Source organism: Limnohabitans sp. YIMB22184 (genome assembly GCF_048020265.1).
Taxonomy (GTDB): domain Bacteria; phylum Pseudomonadota; class Gammaproteobacteria; order Burkholderiales; family Burkholderiaceae_C; genus Limnohabitans_A.
The window spans coordinates 1669124-1696090 of record NZ_CP171843.1 but is presented as its reverse complement, the minus strand read 5'-3'; the positions used below and the strand labels follow the sequence as shown (position 1 = coordinate 1696090).

General features: G+C 63.4%; 1 protein-coding gene. It reads left to right on the top strand.

Going from position 1 to position 26967, the window contains the following annotated elements:
- The first annotated feature begins 1 nt into the window (after position 1).
- Positions 2–26944, top strand: a complete 26943-nt coding sequence (locus tag ACHEXL_RS07850) for an Ig-like domain-containing protein (protein WP_416558784.1) — start codon at positions 2–4, stop codon at positions 26942–26944.
- The last annotated feature ends 23 nt before the right edge of the window (positions 26945–26967 follow it).

Here is a 26967-nt window from a genome sequence, read left to right as displayed (position 1 = left end):
CATGGCAACACCCCAAATCCAAGTCGTCGTTCAGCAATCAAAAGGTAAGACGCCAGAGGTTTTTGACGTCAAGCTCACCGCTGCGAGTTCAGGCCAACCGCTGCGCATCAAGGTGCAGCCTGGCCTGAAATACCAATTCAAGGATTTGGCCCGTGAAGGTCAGACCGCGCCGGAGATGGTCAAGGTCAAACGCGTGGGCCAAGACTTGTTGGTGATGCTGGAAGAGGGGGTGGATGCACCGCATGTGGTGTTCGAGGGTTACTACGACGCGGTGCCGGATGGTTTTTCGGGCTTGATTGGCGAGGCCGAGAACGGCAGCTTTTATGAATACATTGTCGAAAGCAGCGACACTGAAAGTGCATTGACGTCTTTGACCGAGGCCCGTGGCAGTGCGTACTCATTTTTGGGCAACGTGGAAGTGGCTGATGCCAGCGGTGCTGCCTTGGGTGTGTTGGCGTTCAACCCCTTGGTGGCCGGCGCAGGCGCTTTGGGTGCGGCAGCTGCAGGTGGCGGTGGCGGTGGCGGTTCAGCCGGCCCTGGCGATTCAGGTGCGGATGTGACTGCTCTGGAGAAGATTGCCAGCTTCGCCGAAACGGGGCAGGTTGCCCCAGCCGTTGCCGACTACGCTGCTGCAGGCGTGAACGGTGTCACCGATGCCAACTTGGCCGCCATCAACAGCGCCATCAACGCGCAAGCGGGATCTGACACCGCCGTGGGCAACGCCAACGACCGCGAAGCAGCCGATACCGTCGCCGAGGTGCAGGCCATCGTCAACGCCTACACCGCCATCTTGGCCGAGGCCAACGGCAGCGATGCTGATGCCAACGCCCAAGATCCGTCTGCAGCGCAGTACGCTGCCATCGGCGTGAAAGGTGTGGATGCCGGCGCAGAAGAAGCCTTGTTGGGCGATGTGATTGGCATCAAGAACACCGGCGATGTGGACAGCGTGTCCAAAGTGCAGGCTTTGGCTGACGCGGTGCAAGCCGTCATGGAGGGCAACGCCACGCAGGCGCAGCTCGAAATTTTGGGCGTGACCGGCGTCACCCAAGATAACTTGGCCGCCGTGCAAGCCGCACTGACGGCAGCCAACGATGCGACACAGCTCAACACTTTGGCGGGTCTGCAAGCCATCGTGGACGACCTCAACGCAGCTGCAGCCTTTATCGCGGCCAAAGCCGAAGACAACACCGCTGCGACGCTCAACCCGGCCGACTATGCAGCTGCCGGCGTCACAGGCGTCACCAATGCCAACGTGTCTGCCATCAACAGCGCCTTGAACACAGGCATCACAGGCGCACAGTCCAGCGCAACCGGCGTTTCTGGTGTCGAGGCCGACAGCCCTGCCGAGTTGCAAGCCATTGTTGATGCGTACAACAAAATTTTGGCGTCTGCGGATGGTACCGATTCGAATGCAACTGCGACGCCCACTGCCGCCGACTACGCTGCCATCGGCGTGAGTGTGAACGACGTCACCGCCGAACTGTTATCGGATGTGATCGACAGCAAGCCCGTCACAGCTGTTGACACCGCAGGAGACATCCAAGGCCTGGCCGATGCTGCTCAAGCGGCCGTGGTCTATACCGGCAGCAACACAGCCCCCACAGTGGCCCAGCTGCAAGCCTTGGTGACCGGCGTCTCCGACGCCAACCTTGCCAGTGTGTTGGCTGCGTTGGCCGATGCCAACACCAACACCACAGGCACCAATGCCAACCAGCCCGTCACCCAGGCCGAATTACAGGCCTTGGTCAACGGCATCAACAACGCGCTGGCAACCATCGTTGCCGCCGCCGAAAACAACACCGGCACCAGCTCGGCCATCAGCCCCATCATCTATGGGGCCGCGGGCGTCACTGGCGTGACTGCGGCCAATGTGGGCTTGATCAACAGCCTGCTTGACACCACAGGGGTGACGGGTGCCACTGTCGACAGCCGGGAAGAATTACAAGACCTGGTCGATGCTGCGACCAAACTCAATGCTTTGGCCAATGGTCAAGAAGAAGGCATTCCTTTGTTGGATGCAAACGACATCGCCGCACTGGGGTTGTCCAATGTGATCAACAGTCCTGCCGATCTCGCCTTATTCAACCAAATCGTGGACAACGCCCCAGCTTCCACCCTGACCGGTGACAATCCGGGTGCCGCGGTGGTCAATTTGGCCAGCATTGCTGACCGGTTGGTGCTAACCGCTGCAGGCACCACGCCCATCAGCCCCGCGCTCACCGCAGCTGACTTGCAAGCCATCGGTCTGGACAGCGTCAATCCGTCCTTTTTGTCCCAATACCTCGCGGCTGTGGCCGCCACCAACGACAGCGGCACCGGTGTCGACACGCTGGGCGAGCTCCAAGACCTGGTGCGCGATGTCAACTGGGCCAACGCCCAGCCGGTCATCGCCGTGGCTGAAGCCACCAATGGCATCAGCGCTGATGAGCTGGCCGATGGCATCCAAACCCTGGTGACTTTGCCGGCAGACGCCGCTGTCGGCGACACCCTGACCCTCACCATCGACAACAACGATGGCACACCGGCTGTCGTCACCCATGTGCTCACTGCTAACGACCTGGCCGCAGGTGCTGCCTCAGTGGTCCTCAGTCAAACTGTGGTCCAGACGGGCGGTGCGGTGGTCGACGGCGACTACACGGTCACCAGCCAGATCGCCCACGCCAACGGCGCTACGACCCAAACTGCCAGCTTGAGTTTCACACTGGACACCACGCAGCCCGGCCTTGGCGTGAGCACCATCGCAGGGGACACGGTCGATGCGAGCCAAAACCAGTTTGTCGGCGAGCTCGATGCCGCTGAACGTGGCACCTCGCCCACCACGCTGGCCACGCCGCTGGTGCTCAGTGGTGTGACCGACGCCGAAGTGGGCTCGACGGTGTACGTCACGCTCAACCGCACGACTTACACCACCACTGTCCAAGCTCCCAGGTCGCGTGCCTTGATGGACAACACCTGGAGCGTGACCGTCACCGATCCGGACGCCATTGCCCTGAACCACGGCAACGTCTACGAAGTCATTGCCCAAACGTCCGACAAAGCGGGCAATCCGATTGTTGACAATCAATTTGGCTTGCGCACCAACACCGCCAGCCCCGACGTACCCACCGTCAACAACACCCTCACCAACGACACCACACCGATTTTGTCGGGTCTGGCCCGCAAGCTGCTGCCAGGTGCCGATCCTGCTGTGGCCAGCAACTACATTGCGCTGGAAGCCAGTGACACGCTCACGGTCATCGTCAACGGCGTCACAATCAGCGGCACCATCGCTAGCTTGCCAACGGGCTTGAGCTACAACGCCACCACCCAAGCCTGGAGCCTGGATACCGCAGCCGCAGGTGTGACGCTCACTGACGGCACCTACGATGTGCAGGTGACCACCACCGCTGGCAACGTTACCAAAGAGGACGCCAGCGCCGCGGAGTTGATCATCAACACCCAGCCGCCTGTTGTCACGCTCAATCCCTTGTCGGGTGACGATCGGATCAACGCCATTGAAAACGACTCGGCCGTGGTGCTCACAGGCACCACCGATGCCGACGTGGGTTCTGACGTCCTTGTCACGCTCAATGGCACCAGTTACACCGCCCAAGTGTTGGCCGGCACCACGCCTGGCAGCAATCTGATTCGTGTCACTATTCCAGCCTCGGCAGTGGCCTTGCTGCCCGAAGGCGACGTTGACTACAGCGTCGCTGTGACCAACGCCTTTGGCAGTCAAGCCACGGTCAGCCGTACCGTCGATGTGGATACCCTGGCCCCATTGGCCCCCACCGTCACCCTGGCCGAAGCGGCCGATCTGCGCGTCAATGCAACTGAACTGAGCGACGGCTTGCAAGTCAGTGTGAGCCTGCCTGCCGGTACGCAAGCTGGCGAAACTCTGACCGTCAGCGTGACCGACCCCTTGGGCATCGTTCGTCAGTTCAGTCACACCGTCACCAATGCGGAAGCGACTGCGGGCACGAGCATTTTGAACGTGCCCAAGACCACGACCAGTGCCGATGGCGCTTACAGCTTGACCGCGACACTGACCGATTTGAACGGTAATTTGGGCGCAGCTGCCAACAACGTCAGCTTCACACTCGATACAGTCGTTCCCGGGCAAAACGCCAACGGCACACCCGCTGCTGTATCGGTACCTGTGCTGATGATTGTCGAAGCGTCCAGCGGGATCACGGCGGCAGAACTGGCGGACGGTCTGCAAACCAGCGTGACCTTGCCTTCGGGCAGTGTGGCGGACGACGTGCTCACTTTCACGGTGACGGGCCCAGATGGTGTCGAGCGCCGCTTCACACACACCGTGACCAACCCGGATGCTGCCAGTGGCACAGCCACCCTGACTCTGCCCAACACCCTCTTGGCGCAAGATGGCGTCTACACCCTCAGCATCACCAGCCAAGACGCAAGCGGCAACAACAGTGCCGCAGGTACCCTGAGCGTCACGCTCAGCGCGGCCATCGGCAAGATTGCCGACTATGCCGCTACAGGCACAACTGCGCCTACCGTCACCGATTACGCCAATGCAGGCGTAACCGGCGTGACCGGTGGCGCAGGGGGCAACCTGGCTGCCGTGAACGACGCCATCAACAGCCAGACCGGCAGCGACAGCGTGCTGGGCAATGGCAACGATAGCAGCGCCGTTGACAGCCCAGCCGAAGTTCAGGCCATCGTCAATGCTTACAGCAAGATTTTGAGCACCGCTGACGGCAATGACAGCAACACCCCACTTCTGCCCGCTGCAGCGGACTACGCCACCATTGGCGTGACGGGCGTCACCGACGCCACTGCCGCGATGTTGTCGGACGTGATCAACGGCTTGACAGTTGAGGCTGTGAATACCGTGGCGGAAGTCCAGGCCCTGGCTTATGCGGCCAAAGCCGTGATCGGCTACGACGATCCGGCGACAGACACCGCGCCGACCAAAGACCAGATCAACGCCCTGGTCACAGGCCAGACAGCTGGCGGCAGCACCTTGACCAACCCTATTACCGACGACGCGCTCAAAGCCGTTCAGGCCGCCATCGACGCCGCCAACAGCGACGGCACGCCCCTGGCGACGCAGCAGCAACTGGCCGATGTGGTCAAAGCTGCGATGGACGCTTATGCCTTGGCCATCGACAAGATCGCCGACTACGCCGAGACAGGCACTACAGCCCCCGCCACCTCTGACTACGAGGCTGCAGGCGTGACGGGCGTGAGTGACAGTAATTTGGCGGCCATCAACGACGCCATCAACAACCAAAACGGCACAGACAACACGCTGGCCAATGCCGATGACCGTGGCGATGCCGACACCGCTGCCAAAGTCCAGGCGATCGTCAACGCCTACAACGCCATCTTGGCCGAGGCCAACGACAGCACCGCCGCAGCAGGCGACACCACGCCTGATGCCACGCCAGAGAGCGATCCCACTGCCGCGCAATATGCTGCCATTGGGGCCGACATTGGCGCGGCGGCGACCGATGCCGAAAACCTCGCGCTGCTCAACGACATCGTCGGCGCCTCGCAAACGAGCAATGTGGACAGCATCGCCGACATCAACGAGTTGGCCCGGATTGTCAACGCCATCCAGCAAACGGCAGCAGGCCAAACGCCCAACCCGGCACTCACCGCCGAAGACCTGGCCCAGATCGGTTTGTCTGGCGTCACCGCCGACAATTTGCCCGCCGTGCTCGCGGCCATTGCAGCCCAGGCCGACAACGGCACTGCCACCGACTCCTTGAGCGAGCTGCAGGGCGTCGTCAGCAACGCGACAGCCGCTTACACCAACGCGCTCAATGCCATCCAGGAGGCCGCTGGCAACAACAACGCCAGCACCTCAGGCACGCTCAGCCCCACAGCGCAACAATATGTTGACGCCGGGGTCAGTGGCGTCACCGCCGGCAACCTGGCCGCCATCAACAGCGCGCTCAACAGCGCCCCGGTCACCAGCGACAAGGTCGACACTGCCGCTGAAGTCCAAGCCTTGGTCAATGCCTACAACGCCATCTTGGCCGAGGCCAACGACACTACTGCAGCCGCTGGCGACACCACGCCAGACGCCACGCCCACCGCCGACCCCACCGCAGCGCAATACGCTGCCATCGGGGCCGACATTGGCGCAGCGGCGACCGATGCCGAAAACCTCGCATTGCTCAACGACATCGTGGGCGCCGCGCAAAAGGCCGATGTCGATAGCATCCCCGAAATCAACGAGCTGGCGCGCATTGCCAACGCGATTCAGGTCGTGGCTGCCAACGGCACGCCCAGTCCTGCACTCACCGCCGAAGACCTGGCCAAAGTCGGTCTGTCTGGCGTCACCGCCGACAATTTGCCCGCCGTGCTCGCGGCCATTGCGGCACAGGCCAATGAGGGCACCGCCACCGACTCCCTGAGCGAGTTGCAAGGCATCCTCAACACCGCGATCGCTGCTTACGAAGTCGCCATCGACAAGATCGCCGACTATGCCGAAACCGGTGCTGTTGCTCCTGCGACCACCGACTACGCCGCCGCAGGCATCACCGGGGTCAGCAGCGTCAACCTGGCCAGCATCAACGATGCCATCAACAGCCAGGCCGGCGCAGACACCACCGTGGGCAATGCCAACGACCGCGAGGGTGCCAACACCGCCGCTGAAGTGCAAGCCATCGTCGACGCTTACAACAAGGTTTTGGCCGCTGCCGACGGCACGGATACCAACACCAGCGGCACCGCTGTGCCCACCGCCGCCGACTACGCCGCCATCGGCGTGACCGGTGTGGACGCCGCCGCTGCCGCTTTGCTGTCGGATGTAATCGATGGCAAAACCACATACGCCGTCGACACCGTGGCCGAAGTGCAAGCTTTGGCCGACGCAGCCAAGGCCGTGACCGGCTACGACCAGCCCACCGACACGGCGCCTACCGCAGCGCAAATTAACGCGCTCGTCGCGGGCCAGACGCCCACCGGCGGCGCTGTGCTGCCTGCCGACACCGTGACGGCCGATGCCCTGGCTGCTGTGCAACAAGCCATTGATGCCGCCAACAGCGACAGCACCCCCATTGCCAGCCAGCAAGAACTGGCCAATGTGGTTCAAGCCGCGCTCGACGCTTACACAGCGGCCATCGACAAGATCGCCAACTACGCCGAGACCGGCACCACGGCTCCTGCTGTGGGTGACTACTCCGCCGCCGGTGTGACGGGTGTGAGCGAAGCCAATCTGGCCGCCATCAACGACGCCATCAACAACCAGAACGGTGCAGACAACACCCTGGGCAACACCGATGACCGTGGCGATGCCGACAGCGCTGCCGAAGTGCAGGCCATCGTCAACGCCTACAACGCCATCCTGGCAGAAGCCAACGGCACAGCCACAGACGCCAATGCCCAAGATCCATCGGCCGCCCAATATGCTGCCATTGGTGCCAACATTGGCGCAGCGGCCACCGATCTCGACAACCTGGCTTTGCTCAACGACATCGTGGGTGCGCAAGCTACCACCGGTGTAGACAGCATCGCCGAGATCAACGAGCTGGCACGCATTGCCAACGCTATCCAGCAAACCGCAGCAGGCCAAACGCCCAGCCCAGCCCTGACGGTCGATGACCTCAGCAAAGCCGGTCTGGTCAACGTCACGCCAGCCAACCTGACGGCTGTGCTGGCCGCCATTGCCGCAAAAGATGATGAAGGTGCTGCCACCGACAGCCTGGCCGAACTCCAGGCGATTGTGGACGGCGTAGCTGGCAACTTCACTGTGGCCATGAACGCCATCCGCGATGCTGCCCAAGGCAACACTGCCAATGGCTCCAGCCCCAGCTTGACCCAATACAGCACCATCGCGGTCTCGGGCGTCACGGCCGACAACCTGACCGCCATCAACGATGCGCTCAACAGTGCCTTGGTCAACGGCGAGGCCGCCGATTCCACTGCCGAGGTGCAGGCCATCGTCGATGGTTTCAATGCCATCTTGCGCGAAGCCAATGGCACCAGCGGAGACGTCACCGCCCAAGATCCGTCTGCTTCCAACTACGCCGCCATTGGCGTGACGGGTGTGGACGCCGGTGCTGAAACCGCCTTGCTCGGCGACATCATCGGCACCAAAACAGCCGACCAAGTCGACACCGTGGCAGAGGTGCAAGCCTTGGCCGACGCCGTGGCCACCACGGTGGCCTACACCGGCAGCAATGGCCAAACCGCGCCTGGCGTGGACGAGTTGGGCCTGCTGGCCACCGGCGTTACCGCCGACAACCTGGCCGCTGTTCAGGCTGCCATTGCGGCGGCCAATGCTGACGGCACGCCGATCGCTACCCAAGCCGAGCTGCAAACCCTGATCGACAACGCGGTCACTGCTTACACCAACGCGCTCAACGCCATCCAGGCTGCCGCTGCCAGCAACAACGCCACGGCCACCAGCCCCAGCGCGCAACAATACGCCGACGCCGGGGTCAGTGGCGTCACCGCCGACAACCTGGCCGCCATCAACAGCGCGCTCAACAGCGCCCCGGTCACCAGCGACAAGGTCGACACTGCCGCCGAAGTCCAAGCCTTGGTCAATGTCTACAACGCCATCTTGGCCGAGGCCAACGACACTACTGCAGCCGCTGGCGACACCACGCCAGACGCCACGCCCACCGCCGACCCCACCGCAGCGCAATACGCTGCCATCGGGGCCGACATTGGCGCAGCGGCCACCGATGCCGAAAACCTCGCATTGCTCAACGACATCGTGGGCGCCGCGCAAAAGGCCGATGTCGATAGCATCCCCGAAATCAACGAGCTGGCGCGCATTGCCAACGCGATTCAGGTCGTGGCTGCCAACGGCACGCCCAGTCCTGCACTCACCGCCGAAGACCTGGCCAAAGTCGGTCTGTCTGGCGTCACCGCCGACAATTTGCCCGCCGTGCTCGCGGCCATTGCGGCACAGGCCAATGAGGGCACCGCCACCGACTCCCTGAGCGAGTTGCAAGGCATCCTCAACACCGCGATCGCTGCTTACGAGGCCGCGATCGACAAGATCGCAGATTTCGCTGCTGACAATACCCAGCCAGCCCCTGCCACGAGCGATTACGTTGCTGCAGGCGTCACGGGTGTCACCGACGGTAACCTGGCCGCCATCAACAGCGCCATCGACGCCCAAGCCGCCAGCACCCCCGCCACCACCGACGACCGCGCTGCCGCTGACTCTGCTGTAGAAGTGCAGGCCATCGTCAACGCCTACAACAAAGTGTTGGCCGCCGCCGACGGCACGGACGCCAACACGAGCGGCGCTGCTGTGCCCGCCGCAGCCGATTACGCCGCCATCGGCGTGACCGGCGTGGACGCCGCCACCGCCGCACTGCTGTCTGACGTGGTTGACGGCAAGCCCAGCACCGCTGTGGACGCTGTGCCTGAATTGCAAGCCCTGGCCGATGCCGCCAAAGCGGTGCTTGGCTTCGACGACCCAGCCACCGACACAGCCCCCACTGCCGCCCAAATCAACGCGTTGGTGGCTGGTCAAAGTGTGAACGGCAGCCCGGTGGGCACCGTGACAGATGACGCACTGGCCGCTGTGCAGGCTGCCATCGACAAGGCCAATAGCGATGCCAGCCCGATTGCTTCGCAGGCAGAACTTGCCGCTGTGGTGCAAAACGCCCTGACGGCTTACCAAAGTGCGCTGTCCGCCATCTCTGGTGCGGCAGAAGGCAACAGTGCCAGCTCGACCACGCCCACCACCAGCCAATACGCCGACACCGGTGTGACCGGTGTAGACAGTGGCAACGTCGCGGCCATCAACAGCACCCTCAACACGGTCCCAGTCAATGGCGCGGCGGTTGACAGTGCCGCTGAGATCCAGCCCATCGTCAACGCCTGGAACGCCATCCTCGCAGAGGCCAATGACCTGGACGCCAACACCGGCGACAGCGTGACTGACACCACGCCCACCATCGACCCCACGGCCGCTCAATACGCCACCGTCGGTGCCAGCATCGGCTTGGCCGCCAACGACGCAGAAAACTTGGCGCTTCTCAACGACATCGTGGGCGCTTCGCAAAAATCCGCTGTTGACAGCGTGGCCGAACTCAATGAGCTGGCCCGCATCGCCAACGCCATCCAGCAAATCGTCGCCGGCGGCGTGCCCAGCCCATCGCTCACGCCAGCCGACTTTGCCAAAGTGGGTCTGGCCAACGTCACGACCGACAACCTCAACACCGTGCGCGCTGCCCTCGCTGCCCAGGCCGACGGCGGCGCAGCCACCGACAGCCTCATCGAGTTGCAAAACATCATCGATGCAGCCACCACCAGCTTCGACTCGGCTTTGACCGAGATCCAGGCTGCCGCCAACAACAACAACGCCACCAGCAGCTCCCCCAGCCAGGCGATCTATACCGCACTGGGTGTGACCGGGGTCACCGCAGACAACCTGGCCGCCATCAACAGCGTGCTCAACACCACGCCCATCACCGGCGCTGAGGTGGAAAACGCGGCCGAAGTTCAGACCATCGTCGACGCCTACAACGCCATCCTGGCCGAGGCCAACGACACCACCGGCGTCGCTGGCGACACCACGCTTGATGCCACGCCAGACGGCGATCCCACTGCCGCGCAATATGCCGCCATTGGAGCCGACATTGGCGCAGCGGCCACCGATGCAGAAAATCTCGCCTTGCTCAACGACATCGTGGGTGCCGCGCAAAAGGCCGATGTCGACACGGTGGGTGAAATCAACGAACTGGCCCGCATCGCCAACGCCATCCAGACGCTGGCCGCCAATGGCACGCCCACCCCGGCGCTCACCGCCGAAGACTTGGCCAAGATCGGCCTGTCGGGCGTGACCGCCGACAACCTGCCAGCCGTGCTCGCGGCCATTGCTGTTCAGACCAATGACGGCACCGCCACAGACTCGCTCAGCGAGTTGCAAGGCATCCTCAACACCGCAATCGCCGCTTACGACACGGCCATCGACAAGATCGCTGACTACGCCGAAACCGGCGCCGTAGCGCCTGCCACCACCGACTACGCTGCTGCAGGCGTGACCGGTGTCAGCAGCGCCAACCTGGCCGCCATCAACGACGCGATCAACAGCCAAAACGGCGCAGACAACACCCTGGGCACAGTTGACGACCGCGGCGACGCCGACAGCGCCGCCGAAGTGCAGGCCATCGTCAACGCCTACAACAAGATCATCACTGCAGCCGACGGCAACGACAGCAACGCCCCGGCACAGCCCACTGCGGCCGACTACGCCGCCATTGGCGTGACGGGTGTCACCGAAGCCAGTGCGGTGCTGCTGAGCGACGTGGTCAACGGCAAGAGCTACGGCGACATCGACACCGTGGCCGAGGTGCAAGCCCTGGCCAACGCTGCCCAAGCCGTTCTTGGCTACGACGACCCGGCCAGCGATGTGGCTCCGACTGCCGCGCAAATCAACGCGTTGGTGGCCGGTCAGACCACGGGCGGCGCGACCTTGGGCGCAGCCCCGGTCAGCGACGATGCGCTCAAAGCCGTGCAAGCGGCCATCGACGCGGCCAACAGCGATGGCACCGCGATTTCCAACCAGGCTGAACTGGCTGCCGTTGTCAAGAGCGCCGTCGACCAGTTCAATGCAGCCCTCAACGCCATTGAAACCGCCGCGCTGAACAACACCGCCACTGCCACCACCCCCACAGTGGCTGACTACACCGACCTGGGTGTGAGCGGTGTCTCCAACACGAACCTGGCCGCCATCAACAGCGTGCTCAACACCGCTGCTGTCAACGATGCGGCCGTCAACACCGCCGCCGAAGTCCAAACCCTGGTCAACACCTACCAAAAAGTCTTCAATGCGGCCGATGGCACCGACAGCAACTCGGGCGCTGCCGCGCCTACCCTGGCCGACTACCAGCTGCTGGGCCTGACCGGCTTGGACAACACCCACGCCGTGTTGCTCAGCGACGTGGTCGACGGTAAGCAAACCAGTGACGTCAACAGCGCCGAGGCTCTGCAAACCTTGGCCACTGCCGTGGCCACCGTTTTCAGCACCACCGCCGACTTGACCGCTACCGCTGACCAAATCAACGCACTCGTGGCGGGCCAAACGCCCACGGGCGCTAGCACGCCGCTGGGTGCCAGCGTTGTCACCGACGAAGCCTTGCTGGCCGTGCGCAACGCCATCCATGCCGCCAACAACGACGGCACACCCTTGGCCACCCAGCAAGAGCTGGCGGACTTGGTTCAAGCTGCGCTGTCCGCCTACAACGCAGCAGCCGACAAGCTGGCCGCTTACGCACAAGACGACGGCGCTGCTGCCGCCAGCAACGCCAGCCTCACGCCCGTGCTGGGCGACTACATCGCCCTCGGCGTCACCGGTATCGGCGGTGCAGGTCAGCCCTCTGTGGCCACCATCAACAGCGCCCTGGCAGACCCGGACATCATCGGCACCGAAGCCGACCAGCGCACCGAAGTGCAGGCCATCGTGGATGCTTATGCTGCCATCTTGCAAAGCGCAGACGGCACGGCCAACAACGATGCCGCTAACCCCACCCAAGCCCAATACGCCGCCATTGGGGTCAACGGTGTCGACACCGCACCAGAAGAAGGTTTGCTGGGCGACGTGCTGGACGCCAAAGCCGGCACCGACGTCGACACGGTGCCCAAAGTGCAAGCTCTGGCCAACGCCGTGCAAGCCGTCATGGACGGCACAGCGACCCAAGCCCAACTCGAAGCGCTGGGCATCACCGGTGTGACCCCAGAAAACCTGAGCAGCGTGCAAGCCGCACTGGCGGCGGCCGATGACGCCACCAAGTTGAACACCCAAGCAGGCGTGCAAGCCGTGGTGAGTGCAGCCATTGCTGCGGCCAACAAGATCGCCGCTTACGCAGACGACAGCATCAACCCCGCGCCCACCACTGCCGACTATGACGCCTTGGGCGTGACCGGTGTGACCGACGCCAATGTGGCCGCCATCAACAGTGCCCTGGCCGATGCCGACATCACCGGCGCACTGGCTGATAGCACAGCCGAAGTGCAAGCCATCGTCAACGCCTACGCCACCATCCTGGCCGAAGCCAATGGCACCACGGCCGATGCCAACACCCAAGATCCGTCTGCCGCCCAATACGCAGCCATTGGCGTCAACGGTGTGGACGCTGGTGCAGAAGAGGTCCTGCTGGGCGATGTGATCGGCACCAAAACAACTGGCGAAGTGGACAGCGTCACCGAAGTGCAAGCCCTGGCCGACGCGGTGGCCGCTGTGGTGGCCTACACCGCAGGAACCAGCCAGACCGCGCCGAGCGAGGCGCAGCTGAATCTGCTGGTCACCGGTGTCAGCCCTGGCAATCTGGCCGCTGTGCAAGCCGCCATTGCCGCCGCCAACGCCGACGGCACGCCGATTGCTACCCAGGCCGAATTGCAAGCCATCGTCGATGGCGCGGCCACCACACAAGCCAACGCTCTGGCCGCCATCGAAGCCGCTGCGCAAGCCAACAATGCGACCGCGACCAGCCCGAGTGTGGTGCAGTACGCCGCTGCCGGTGCCATTGGGGTGACAGCTGATAATTTGGCCGCCATCAACAGCGCTTTGAACGATGCCGACATCACCGGCGCACTGGCCGACACGGCAGACGAAGTGCAAACTATCGTCAACGCCTACGCCACCATCCTGGCCGAAGCCAATGGCACCACGGCCGATGCCAACACCCAAGATCCGTCTGCCGCCCAATACGCAGCCATTGGCGTCAACGGTGTGGACGCTGGTGCAGAAGAGGTCCTGCTGGGCGATGTGATCGGCACCAAAACAACTGGCGAAGTGGACAGCGTCACCGAAGTGCAAGCCCTGGCCGACGCGGTGGCCGCTGTGGTGGCCTACACCGCAGGAACCAGCCAGACCGCGCCGAGCGAGGCGCAGCTGAATCTGCTGGTCACCGGTGTCAGCCCTGGCAATCTGGCCGCTGTGCAAGCCGCCATTGCCGCCGCCAACGCCGACGGCACGCCGATTGCTACCCAGGCCGAATTGCAAGCCATCGTCGATGGCGCGGCCACCACACAAGCCAACGCTCTGGCCGCCATCGAAGCCGCTGCGCAAGCCAACAATGCGACCGCGACCAGCCCGAGTGTGGTGCAGTACGCCGCTGCCGGTGCCATTGGGGTGACAGCTGATAATTTGGCCGCCATCAACAGCGCTTTGAACGATGCCGACATCACCGGCGCACTGGCCGACACGTCAGACGAAGTGCAAACTATCGTCAACGCCTACGCCACCATCCTGGCCGAAGCCAATGGCACCACGGCCGATGCCAACGCCCAAGATCCGTCTGCCGCGCAGTACGCCGCCATTGGCGTCAACGGTGTGGACGCTGGTGCAGAAGAGGCCCTGCTGGGCGATGTGATTGGCATCAAAACCACAACCCAGGTGGACGAAGTGCCCGAAGTGCAAGCCCTGGCCACCGCCGTGCAAGCCGTCATGGACGGCATAGCGACCCAAGCCCAACTCGAAGCGCTGGGCGTCACCGGCGTGACCCCAGAAAACCTGAGCAGTGTGCAAGCCGCACTGGCGGCGGCCGATGACGCCACCGAGTTGAACACCCAAGCAGGCGTGCAAGCCGTGGTGAGTGCCGCCATTGCCGCAGCCAACAAAATTGCGGCCTATGCACAGGACAACGGCACAAACCTGGTCACCAACCCCGCGCCCACCACCGCCGACTACGACGCCTTGGGCGTGACCGGTGTGACCGACGCCAATGTGGCTGCCATCAACAGCGCCCTGGCCGATGCCGACATCACCGGCGCACTGGCCGACACGGCAGCCGAAGTGCAAGCCATCGTCAACGCCTACGTTGCCATCCTGGCCGAAGCCAATGGCACCACGGCCGATGCCAACGCCCAAGATCCGTCTGCCGCGCAGTACGCCGCCATTGGCGTCAACGGTGTGGACGCTGGTGCAGAAGAGGCCCTGCTGGGCGATGTGATCGGCACCAAAACAACTGGCGAAGTGGACAGCGTCACCGAAGTGCAAGCCCTGGCCACCGCCGTGCAAGCCGTCATGGACGGCATAGCGACCCAAGCCCAACTCGAAGCGCTGGGCGTCACCGGCGTGACCCCAGAAAACCTGAGCAGTGTGCAAGCCGCACTGGCGGCGGCCGATGACGCCACCGAGTTGAACACCCAAGCAGGCGTGCAAGCCGTGGTGAGTGCCGCCATTGCCGCAGCCAAAAAAATTGCGGCCTATGCGCAGGACAACGGCGCAGACCTGGTCACCAACCCCGCACCCACCACCGCCGACTACGACGCCTTGGGTGTGACCGGCGTGACCGACACCAATGTGGCTGCCATCAACACTGCCCTGGCCGATACCGACATCACCGGCGCACTGGCCGACACGGCAGCCGAAGTGCAAACCATCGTCAACGCCTACGCCGACATCCTGGCCGAAGCTAATGGCACCACGGCCGATGCCAACGCCCAAGATCCATCTACCGCCCAATACGCGGCCATTGGCGTCAACGGTGTGGACGCTGGTGCAGAAGAGGCCCTGTTGGGCGATGTGATCGGGACCAAAACCACGGGCGACGTGGACAGCGTGACAGAAGTGCAAGCTCTGGCCACCGCCGTGCAAGCCGTCATGGACGGCAACGCCACCCAAGCGCAACTGGAATTGCTTGGCATCACGGGTGTGACAGCCGACAACCTGCCTGCTGTGCAGGCCGCGCTGGTGGCGGCCAACGACGCCACGCAGCTCAACACCCAAGCGGGTGTGCAAGCCGTGGTCGCCGCAGCCATCGCCGCGCAAACTGCTGCGCTAGACACCATCCGTGCTTACGCTGAAAACAACACCAGCGGCCAGGTCAGCGCCACCGGCACGGCACCCACCACCACCGACTTCAACAGCGCAGGTGTCAGCGGTGTCAGCTCTGGCAACGTTGTCGCCATACAAGACGCCTTGGCCAGCGCTGCCGTCAATGGCGAAGCCGCCAACACCACGGGTGAAGTGCAGGTCATCGTCGACGCCTACAACGCCATCTTGGCCGAGGCCAACGGCGCTGCTGCAGATGCCAACGCCCAAGATCCTTCCGCCGCTCAATACGCTGCGATCGGTGCCACCCTCGGCGACGCTGCAACCGATGTGCAAAACCTGGCTTTGCTCAACGACATCGTAGGGGCATTGCAAGCGGTGGACGTGGACACCATCGCCGAGATCAACGAGCTGGCCCGCATCGCCAACGCCATCCAGACGGTGGCCAATGACGGTACAGCCAGTCCAGCGCTCACTGTGGCCGACCTCACCAAGATCGGCCTGAACACCACCGGCGTCACGGCCAACAATCTGCCCATATTGCTGGCGGCCATTGCTGCCAAAACCAACGACGGTTCCGAGACCGACAGCCTGAGCGAACTGCAAGCGCTGATCGACGCACTTGACAAGACCGCCCCGACCACACCGACTCTCGCCTTGGGTACGGGCGTGAGCAATGGGGCCACCAGCGCTGAGGCCACAGCTGTCACAGGTGCGGTCACTGTGACCGCCGAGGCGGGCGCCGCCGTGACCTTGACCTTCACCGATGCAGACGGCTCCACCTTCACCAAGACCGTCACTGGCACAGGCAGTGCGCAGTCTGTCCAGTTGTCGGCCAGCGATCTCGGTGCGGGCGCCAACCAGTTGAGCGACGGTGCCATCACCGTCAGCGCAGTGGCCACCGACACCGCCGGCAACAATAGCAGTGCAGGCAGCACCAGCTTCACACTCGACACCGGCGTGCCCAACGCGCCTACCAGCGTCACCGTCAAAGACACCGACGGCGACGGCAAGCCCACCATCAGCGGCAGCGCCGAGCCGGGCAGCACCGTCACCATCACCGACCCCGCCGGTGTGACCCACACCACCACGGCCGATGCCACCACCGGTGCTTTCAGCCTCGAATTGGCCGCAGCGCCCAGCCCGCTGACCGGCAGCTACAGCGCCACGGCCACCGACGCCGCAGGCAACACCGGCCTGGCCACCACGGTCAACACGACCGACCTGACCGCACCAGCTGCCCCCACCAGCGTCACCGTCAAAGACACCGACGGCGACGGCAAGCCCACCATCAGCGGCACCGCCGAGCCGGGCAGCACCGTCACCATCACCGACCCCGCCGGTGTGACCCACACCACCACGGCCGATGCCACCACCGGTGCCTTCAGCCTCGAATTGGCCGCAGCGCCCAGCCCGCTGACCGGCAACTACAGCGCCACGGCCACCGACGCCGCTGGCAACACCGGTCCGGCCACCACGGTCAACACGACCGACCTGACTGCACCCACCACGCCCACACTGGCACTGGGCACGGGCGTGAGCGACGGTGCCAACCTGGCCGAAGCCACAGCACCCACTGGCGCGGTCACTGTGACCGCCGAGGCGGGCGCCACCGTGACCGTGACCTTCACCGATGCAGACGGCTCCACCGTCACCAAGACCGTCATTGGCACAGGCAGTGCGCAGTCTGTCCAGTTGTCGGCCAGCGATCTCGGCGCGGGCGCCAACCAACTGAGCGACGGCGCCATCACCGTCAGCGCAGTGGCTTCCGACATCGCCGGCAACACCAGCAGTGCAGGCAGCACCAGCTTCACGCTAGACGCCACAGCGCCCAGCGCCGCCACCAGCGTCACCGTCACCCCCAGTGGCGGCACTGTCGTGGCCAACACGCTCAACAGCACCAACACCGCGTTGGACATCACCGCCAGCATCACCGCTGGACAAGCCACGGGCGGCAAGGCCGAGTTCTATGTGAACGGCACCCTCGTGGGCACCGACGCTGACATCGGGTCAGGGGACACCAGCGTCAGCTTCACCACCAGCGATGGTTCGCCCTCGACCAGCGAGTTGCAGGCCGCCATCACGGCAGGCGGTGTGGTCAGCGTCAAGCTCTACGACGCTGCGGGCAACGTGATCAACACCAACGGCCCTACGCTGGTGCGCGATGTGACCCCTCCTGGTCAGACGGTCAGCTACTCCAGCATGACCAAGGACACCAGCACGGGCACAGCGACCGCCGACTGGACTACGTCCGACGCCAGCGCCGGCCGTCTGGTCTCGGGCACCGTGAGTGCCGCTTTGGCGGCCACGGATAAGGTCGCCGTCTACACCAACAACGGTGCCACCTTCATCGGCTACGCCACGCTCAACGCCGCCCGCACCGCCTGGGCCATCACCGACACCGAGGACTACAGCAGCAGCTGGACCTATACCGCCAAAGTGGTGGACGCTGCAGGCAACAGTGGCCCTGTGCAGACGCAGCTCGTCAACGCCGACCTGAGCGCGTTAGCCCCCCAGATCACCAGCGTCAAAGACAGCGCCGGCACCAGCATCAGCTCGGGCGGCAGCACCGCCAACACGGTCACCACCATCACTGGCACCAGCGAAGCCAACGCCACGGTTTACGTGTACGACAGCACCGGCAGCAACCTGGTGGCCACCACCACGGCCAACGGCAGTGGCGAATGGACAGCCACCATCGCAGCGCCCACGGCAGGCGCCCACACCTTCTCGGCGGTGCAAGTGGACACGGCGGGTAACCAGAGCGTGTACTCCACTCTTTGGACTGTGACCAGTTCATCCGGCGCGAGCCAGCTCAGCAACGGCGACTTCAGCACCGATGCACTGAGCGGCTTTACCGCGCCTGGTGTGACCTGGGTTGACAACGTCAACTACGACGTCGCGACCAGTAATGCTGGCATTGGCTCACCCGTCCTGAACACAGGCATCACCAATACCACGACCTCAGGCACGGCTACAAACATCAGCTGGACCAAGAAGGCCATTGCCGCTGTGGCCAACCCTGACGGGACCATGGCTGGAAACGTGCTAATGGCGAACATTGCCAGCAGCACCAAGGCCGTGTTCTGGCAGACCACGGCCCAGGTGGAAGCGGGTAAGACCTACACCTTCAAGCTCGACTATGCCACCAACCTGGGTGATGGCACTGCGGGTGGCGGAAGTTTGGGTACGGATGTGGACGGCACTTCGCTGACCATCTACAACGTCAACAACAAGGAAAGCGGTCACTACACCGTCGTCTATACCGCCACCAGCACCAAGACCATCACCCTGTCGCTTTGGGGAACCAACCTCAACACAGGTGTCCCACAGTCGTATGGCGATGTGATTGTCGACAACGTTTCCTTCGCCACCAATGCACCAGCCACCAACGGCACGCTCGTGGCGAACAGCATGCCCAACGGCGTGACCGCCGGCAACGACGCCGCCCTCACTTACACCAAAGACGCACTTGATTCGGTTGCGGGTAATGACACCATCACGGCCAATACAGCCACAGCACTGCAAAGCGTCCTCGCTTCAGGCGGTCGCATCGACGGCGGCGCCGGGGTGGACACCCTCAAGCTCGCTGCAGGCACCCAGCTGGACGTGACGGCCATCACCAGCAACCAGACGGTCAAGCCTATTCAGGAGGTTGAAGTCTTCGAGATGCAGGGCGGCAGCAGCAAGCTGACCTTGTCGGCCAACAGCGTGCTGTCTCTGGGCAGTGCCAACCTTTCGGGTTACAACTTCATATCGGTGGACAACGCCCAAAATGGTGGCACCAGCAGTGCGGACAAAGTGCAGTTCGTGGTCAACGGCCAAGTGGGCGACAGCCTGGTGCTCAACGAGCTCGCGACCGACGGCTTCAGCAGCAACAGCGTGCTGGGCAACACCGGCTTGACCGGCGTTTGGACCTACAAGGGCGACGTCGTCAAGAACGGTATCACTTACAAGGTCTATGACCACAGCACCACCCAGGCGCAGGCCTTGGTCGACGCTGACGTGAACGTCAGCTTTACCGACACCACGCCGCCCACCGCCACCATCACGCTGAGCGACACCGTGCTGGCGGCCAACGAGACAGCCACCGCCACCATCACCTTCAGCGAAGCCGTCACCGGCCTCACGGCGGGCGACTTTGTGGTCGAAAACGGCACGATCAGCAACCCCGTCAGCACCGACGGCGGCATCACCTGGACAGCCACCTTCACGCCCAATTCGACCGTGGAAGACAGCACCAACGTGATCAAGCTCAATGCGGGCGGCGTGACCGACGCAGCAGGTAACGCCAACGCGCTGACCACCTCGGCCAATTACGAGGTCGACACCCAGTCCACCGGTGCACCAACCTTGAGCGTCACCGAAGCCTTGCAAGGTGGGATCAACGCCACCAAGGCCACCGATGGTGTGCAAACCACTGTCGACTTGCCTGCGGGAACTTTGGCTGGTGATGTGATCACTCTCACTGTCACTGACCCCAGCGGCGATCTGCGTCAATTCGTGTACACCGTGCTGCCGGCAGACGTGACCAACGGCACCGCGCCGGTCACCATTCCGACCAGTGCCATTGACGAAGACGGCAACTACACCGTCGTGGCCACCGTGACCGACGCAGTGGGCAACATCAGCCCGACCAGCACCACCAGCATATTTGCGCTAAACCGTAGCCTGCAGGCACCCACTTTGTCGCTGTCCAGCGACAGCGGCTGGCTGGCCATTGACGGCATTACCGCCGATGGCACCATCAACGTCAGTGGTTTGGTCGGTGGTGCCACCTGGCAGTACAGCACCGACAACGGCCAGACCTGGGCCACCGGCTCCGGCACCAGCTTCGTGCTGCCCCAGGGCCAGTACAGCGCCGGCAGCATCCAGGTGCGCCAGACGCTGAGCGGCGTCATCAGCGACAGCGCCCAGCTCGGCTACAGCACCGAGCAGCAAGTGCCGGTCCACACTCTCAACGCCCAGACCGACGCCAAGGTCGTCCAGCTCGACAACGGCAACACCCTGGTCGTCTACTACCGGGGCACCGGCACGAACGACACCTACACCGTGGGCCGCCTCTATGACGCCAAGGGCCTGCCCCTGGGTGGCAGCTTTGTCATCAGCCAGACGGGTATCCTGCCCGACGTCACGGCGGTGCCCGGCGGTGCCTTCGTGGCCACCGAAGTGGAAACCGGCGGCGTGGCCGGCGTGTTCATTGGCAACACGGGCAGCGTCACCGTGCCGCAATTCAACGTGGCCAATGCGGGCAGCAACGCTCAGACCACCACCCTGAGCAATGGCGATGTGGCCGTGGTCTGGCGTGTAGACAACGCCGGCACCAGCACGGTCTGGGGCAGCGTCTACGGCGCCAACGGCAGCCTCAAGACCAGCGCCACCCAGCTGGCCAGCTTCACTGCCTCCGGTCCGATCAACGGCACCTATGGCGCCAACCGCGACCTCGACATCGCGGCCGGCACCAACGGCAAGCTCATCGTCACCTGGCAAGCTCTGGGTGACGGCGACGGCACCGGCGTGTACGCGCAGACTTTCAACGCCAACCTCAGCGCGTCCAACAGCGCCGCCCAGGTCAGCACCGTCAGCACCAACAACCAGGTGCAGCCGGCCATCAGCACCCACACCGACGGCTCGTATGTCGTCTCGTGGATGTCCTGGGGCCAGGACGGCATGTCTCTGGCGCAGAACCTGCGCATCTTCAACGCCGACGGCAGCGCCCGCACCGGTGAGATTCCGGTCTACACCCGCTCCGCGGGTGGCTACGAAGGCTACGGCGACGTCACCTTCCTGAGCGACGGGCGCATCGTTGCCATCTGGGCCGAATACGACATGGCCGGCAACAAAGGCTATGACCTCAAGGGCCAGATTTTCAGCAACACCGGCACGCCGCTGGGCAGTGCCCTCAACGTCAACACCGACACCGCCAACTGGCAATGGTTCGCCAGCGTCGTGCCCAAGGCCGACGGCGGCTTTGCCGTCACCTGGACATACGGTGACCAATACCTCGGCGACTACACCGTTCATGCCCAGCAGTTCGACGCCAACGGCAACAAGACCAGCGGCCTCTGGATTGACACCACAGCCCCGACCAACCCGGGCAGTGCACCGCAGAACTTCGTCGACAACGTTGGCACCATCCAGAATGCGGCCAGCACTGCATCCGTCACCGACGACACCACGCCGGTTCTGAACATCGGCGCTGGTCAGACCGACCTGCCCAGCCTGTATGTCGATGGTGTCAAGGTCGCTGCCACCTACGACCCGCTGACCGGCCTTCTCACGCCCAACAGCCCGCTGTCCAGCGGTGAGCATGCCCTGACGTACACGCTCACCGACGCTGCCGGCAACGAAAGCGGCAAGAGCCCGGCACTGACCGTCACGGTCGACACCATCGTCTCCAGCCCCAGCCTGGTCATCACCAGCATCAACGACAACTACGGCTTGCAGACCGGCACGGTGGCTAAAGGCGGCACCACCGACGACCTCACGCCCACCGTCATCGGCATGCTGGGCGGGGCCACTGCCGGCACCGCGCTGGCCAGCGACGAAAGCTTGGTCGTCTACCGCTCGCCCGACATGACCGGTGCCGTCAGCCAGACCCAGGTTAACAACGCCCCAGGCCAGATTGCCAGTGGCTACAGCAAGCTCACCTACAACGTCATTGACGGTGGCTACGCGGCCAACATCTACCTGCCCACGGCCCCCAACGCCGGCGACATCGTCGAAGTGGTCCGCACCTCCACCTACAGCTTCAGCGTCTACAGCGGCAGCACCCTGCTGACTAAGCCCAAGATGAATGAAAGCGTGTACTACCAGTGGGACGGCAGCAGCTGGGTCAACGCGCTCGTCAAGGTCGGCAACGCCACCGTGACAGTGAACGCCGGCGGGCAGTCCACCTGGACCATTGACGACGCCACCAACACCACGGCCTACAACACCCAGGTCCGCTACCTGGCCCGCGTGGAAGACATAGCCGGCAACATCGGCTCGGCGGTCCTGGAGTACAAGATCGGCCTGCAGGCTGATGCCAACACCGCACCCAATGTGCTGCAAAGCAGCATCAGCAGCCCGCTGGCCGCGCTGTCGGTGTCACAGGTCAGCATCACCGACAACGTGAGCGCCAGCAGCGCCGCCAACAGCAGCGACGTGACTTTCACCTTCACCTTCAACGAGGCGGTGAGCGGCTTCACGGCCGATGACGTGAGCATCAGCGCCGGCACCAAGGGCGCTTTCACCAAGGTGTCTGACACCCAGTACACCCTGGTCGTGACCGCACCGTCCACCGGCAGCGATGCCATCGGCGTGAGCGTGGCCGGCGGCAGTTACACCAGCGTCAGCACCGGCGTGGCCGGGCAGGGCGCAACGGCTACGCAGTACTTCGGTGCAGCGCCTGCGCCCGCAGGCACGGATGTCCTCACGGCTGGCAGCCCTTACCTCACTTATGCAGCGCATTACCAGGTGGGCGACAAGACCTATTTGGTCCAACGCAACAGCACCCAGTGGTTTGCGGCTGGCGGATCGCCGGTGAACTCTGTGACCACGGGCGCCGTGAGCGTGGTGGATTCGGCCACCGGGGCCATCCTGTCCACCAACGTGTCCAGCGACACATTGACCAGCGGTTGGGGCGACAAGACGGCGGGCGTCAGCCTCAGCCCTGACAGCCTGGGCAACTTCTACATCACTGGTGCCCGGAACATCAATGGCGAGATCGCCAACGGCACCCTCACGCTCACGCGTGTGAGTGCCAACGGTGTACCGCAAACGCCCATCAACTACAGCGGCATCACCGGCGTGTACATGACGTCCAACTGGTTGATTGACGACAACACTCTGGCCGTCGTTTACACCAACGGCAGCACCGTGTACTCGCTCAAGGTCAATGCCAACACAGGCGATATCCTGGAAGGGCCGACGGCCCTCATCGGAGGGGTCAGCACCTACAGCAACCTGAACCCGGTCCTGCTGGCTGACGGCAGTGTTGTGCTCACCCTCGAAGGGGCCTTTGACCGCTACGTCAAGCTGATGCACTTTGCGCCAGGCAGTCTCACACCCGTCAGTTTCGATGTGGACTTTGTCTACAGCGCCGGCGACATTCAGACCACCTTGCTCAGCAACGGCAAGCTGGCGGTTCTGGGCAGTGGCGTGGATGCCTTCTCTGGCTACGCGCTCAAACTGATGCTGGTCAATCCGCTGACCCAAAGCGTGGACAACCTGTTCGAGTACCGGATTTCCAACGTGGTGCCAGCGGGCTACACCTACCAATACAGCTACCCGCAAGATGTGGTGCAGCTCAAGGACGGCAGCATCGTCATCGTGGCGACCGCGTCCGTCAATGCCACGGGCAAGTACGGTGTGTTCGCCATGATCGTCAATCCGGACGGCAGCGTGAAAGTGCCCTTCTTCATGGTGGACGAGGCTTCGTACCCAGAAAATCTGGAAAGCTTCAGCCTGCTGGCGCTGGACAACGGCGGTTTCCAGGTCAGCTACCAGGACGAGGTGGCCAACCCCACTTACACCAGTGAGCACAGTCTCAAGGTGATGAACTTTGGCCCCACCGGCACCCTCGTGCAAACCGGCGGTGCCTCCAACGCCACCGACACCTTCACCGGTGGCGACCTGGACGACACCTTCACCGCCAACGGCGGCGCCGACCGCATCCTGGCTGGCGCGGGTAACGACACCGTCATCACCAACAACGACAACCTCACCCAGCTGGGCAACAGCAACACCATGCTGCTGGGCGGCGGCACGGGCATCAACACGCTCACGCTGTCCACCACGGCAGCGGGCACGCTCGACCTGACCAACGCCACCGTGGCGTCCAAGGTGGGCAACTTTGGCGTGTTCAACCTCGGCGGCAGCACCGGCGTGGTCAACACCCTCAAGCTCGACCCTGCCTCTGTGGCTCGCATGGGCCAGCAAGTCACCGACAACGCGGGCACCATGGCCAATGAGGCCAAGATGGTGGTCGTCAACGGCGACGGCGGTGCCACACCCGATGCGCTGCAACTGGTGGGCAGCTGGACGCAAGGCGCCACCGCCAGCGGTGCCAGCCTGGCCGCCAGCTACGGCAGCGCCTGGGGCTTTGTCAACGGCACCAACTACGTGGCCTACAGCTACCAGGGTGCCACCGTGTTCGTGGCCAGCGGCGTGAGCGTGAACAACAACGCCAGCGCCGCAGCCGGCGCAGCCGCCACCGTGACCAATGCCGCCACCGTGGCCAGCCTGTTCGAAGTCGCCTTCAGCGACGCCAACGCCGGCCAGACCTTCAAGGGCGTGGTCGTCACCGGCAACAGCGCAGGTTATGAATGGTTCAACGGCAGCAGCTGGACGGCGCTGCCCACCAGCACCGGCGACTCGGCCGCCGTGTTCCTGGCGGCCGACACCTTGGTGCGCTACAACGGCGCAGCCACTCCTGGTGCGCTGACTGTGCGTCTGGTTGACGACTCCGGCGCCAGCGGCTCGGCCAGCCTGGTCAGTGGCAGCGTGGTCAACGTGACCACCAACGGCGGCAGCACCGCCTACAGCGGCACCACCAGTCAGCTGGTGATCGACACCACGCCGCCGGCCGGCCCTACCATCGACAGCTACGCCGACAACGTGGGCGCCTCGCAACCCACCGCTGCAGACAGCGGCACCACCACCGACGACGCCACGCCCACCTTCACCGGTGCGGCCGAAGCCGGTAGCACCGTCAAGGTTTATACCGGCAATACCCTGCTGGGCACCACCACGGCCAACGCCAGCGGCGTCTGGACCCTCACACCCAGCACGCCGCTGGCGCAAGGCAGCTACCAGGTGCAGGCCACGGCCACCGATGCGGCGGGTAATACAAGTGCGGTTGGCAGCTCCTTTGATCTGACTATCGACAATGCGCCTCCAGCGTTGTCAAGCAGTTCGCCTTTGGATAACGGGCAACTGGTGAACACGGCTAATCTGGTCCTGAAGTTCAATGAGGAAGTGATGTTGGGTGCAGGCGGGACAATCACTCTGAAGGCGCTAGATGGTGCAAACGATGTGATCATCGATGTGGCCTCCGCTGCAGGCCAACTCAGTGTCTCTGGCGACCAGTTGTCCATCAATCCGACACAAGACCTGCAAGCTGGGAAGCAGTACGCAGTTCAAATCAGTTCCAGTGCCATCACTGATCTGGCCGGCAATGCTTACGCTGGAATTGGAAGCTCCGACACCACAACTTTGAACTTCTCTACTTTAGGTTCCGCAAGTAATCTTGGCTCTAGTTTTGATTTGGGTACGGTGTCGGGCGTTCGTCTGAACCTGATCGAGAAACGTGTTTCTTCAACCGGCAAGGTGTACTTCTTCCTCGACGTCAGCGCCAACGGTTTGGCTGGCTCCAACGATACTGTGGATCACAATGTTCTCGATACGCTCTTTAACGCAGGTATTGACACAACTGGACTGTCTACTCCTGCTTTTGGCGTTGATGGAGAGCGGACGGCTATCGTGGGCGGCTATACCTTGGTCTTGCCTACCAAAGAAGAGTTGGTCGCTTTGAGCACTGACACTGCCCTGCCAGGTAACTCATCTTCTTCGGTTCCCACGGGTTGGTCTGGCTCGTCCGCTTATTGGACTTCCACCCAAACGGCATCTGGGGGGCACGTTACGGTGACTATCCTGAATGGAAGTGTTACGAACGACGTTGCAGACTCAAATGCTCGACTTGTGGTCCTGGAAGTAATGTCTGCTCCTGTTGTTGCCCCCATCGTGTTCGACCTGAACCGCGACGGCACCATCTGCTACAGCCAGCAGTTGATGGACGTGAACACCGACGGCCAAATGGACTTCAGCGCCTGGGCCGCCCGCGAGGACGGCGTGCTGGTGTGGAACAAGTTTGGCGATGGTCTGGTGACCGACGTCAGCCAGTACGCCTTCACCCAGTACGGTGGTAACACCGACTTGGAAGGTTTGCGCATGGCCTTTGACAGCAACGGCGACGGTGTCTTCAACGCACAGGACGCGAAGTTTGCCGAGTTCGACGTTTGGCAAGACGCCAACGGCAACGGCGTGAGTGATGTGGGCGAGCTGCGTGATTTGCTCGATTGGGGCATTCAAGAGATCAACCTGGAAAGCGATGGTGTGCAGCGTGAGCCTGCCATCGGCGTGATCGAGGCCGGCCGCACCACGGCCACGGCCTCCGATGGCTCCAGCGTCTTGGTGTCGGATGCAGCGTTCGAATACACAACGTTGACCCAACAGCAGTTGCACGCTTACCAGGTGCTGTGACGTTTCATCTGTCACATCCACTG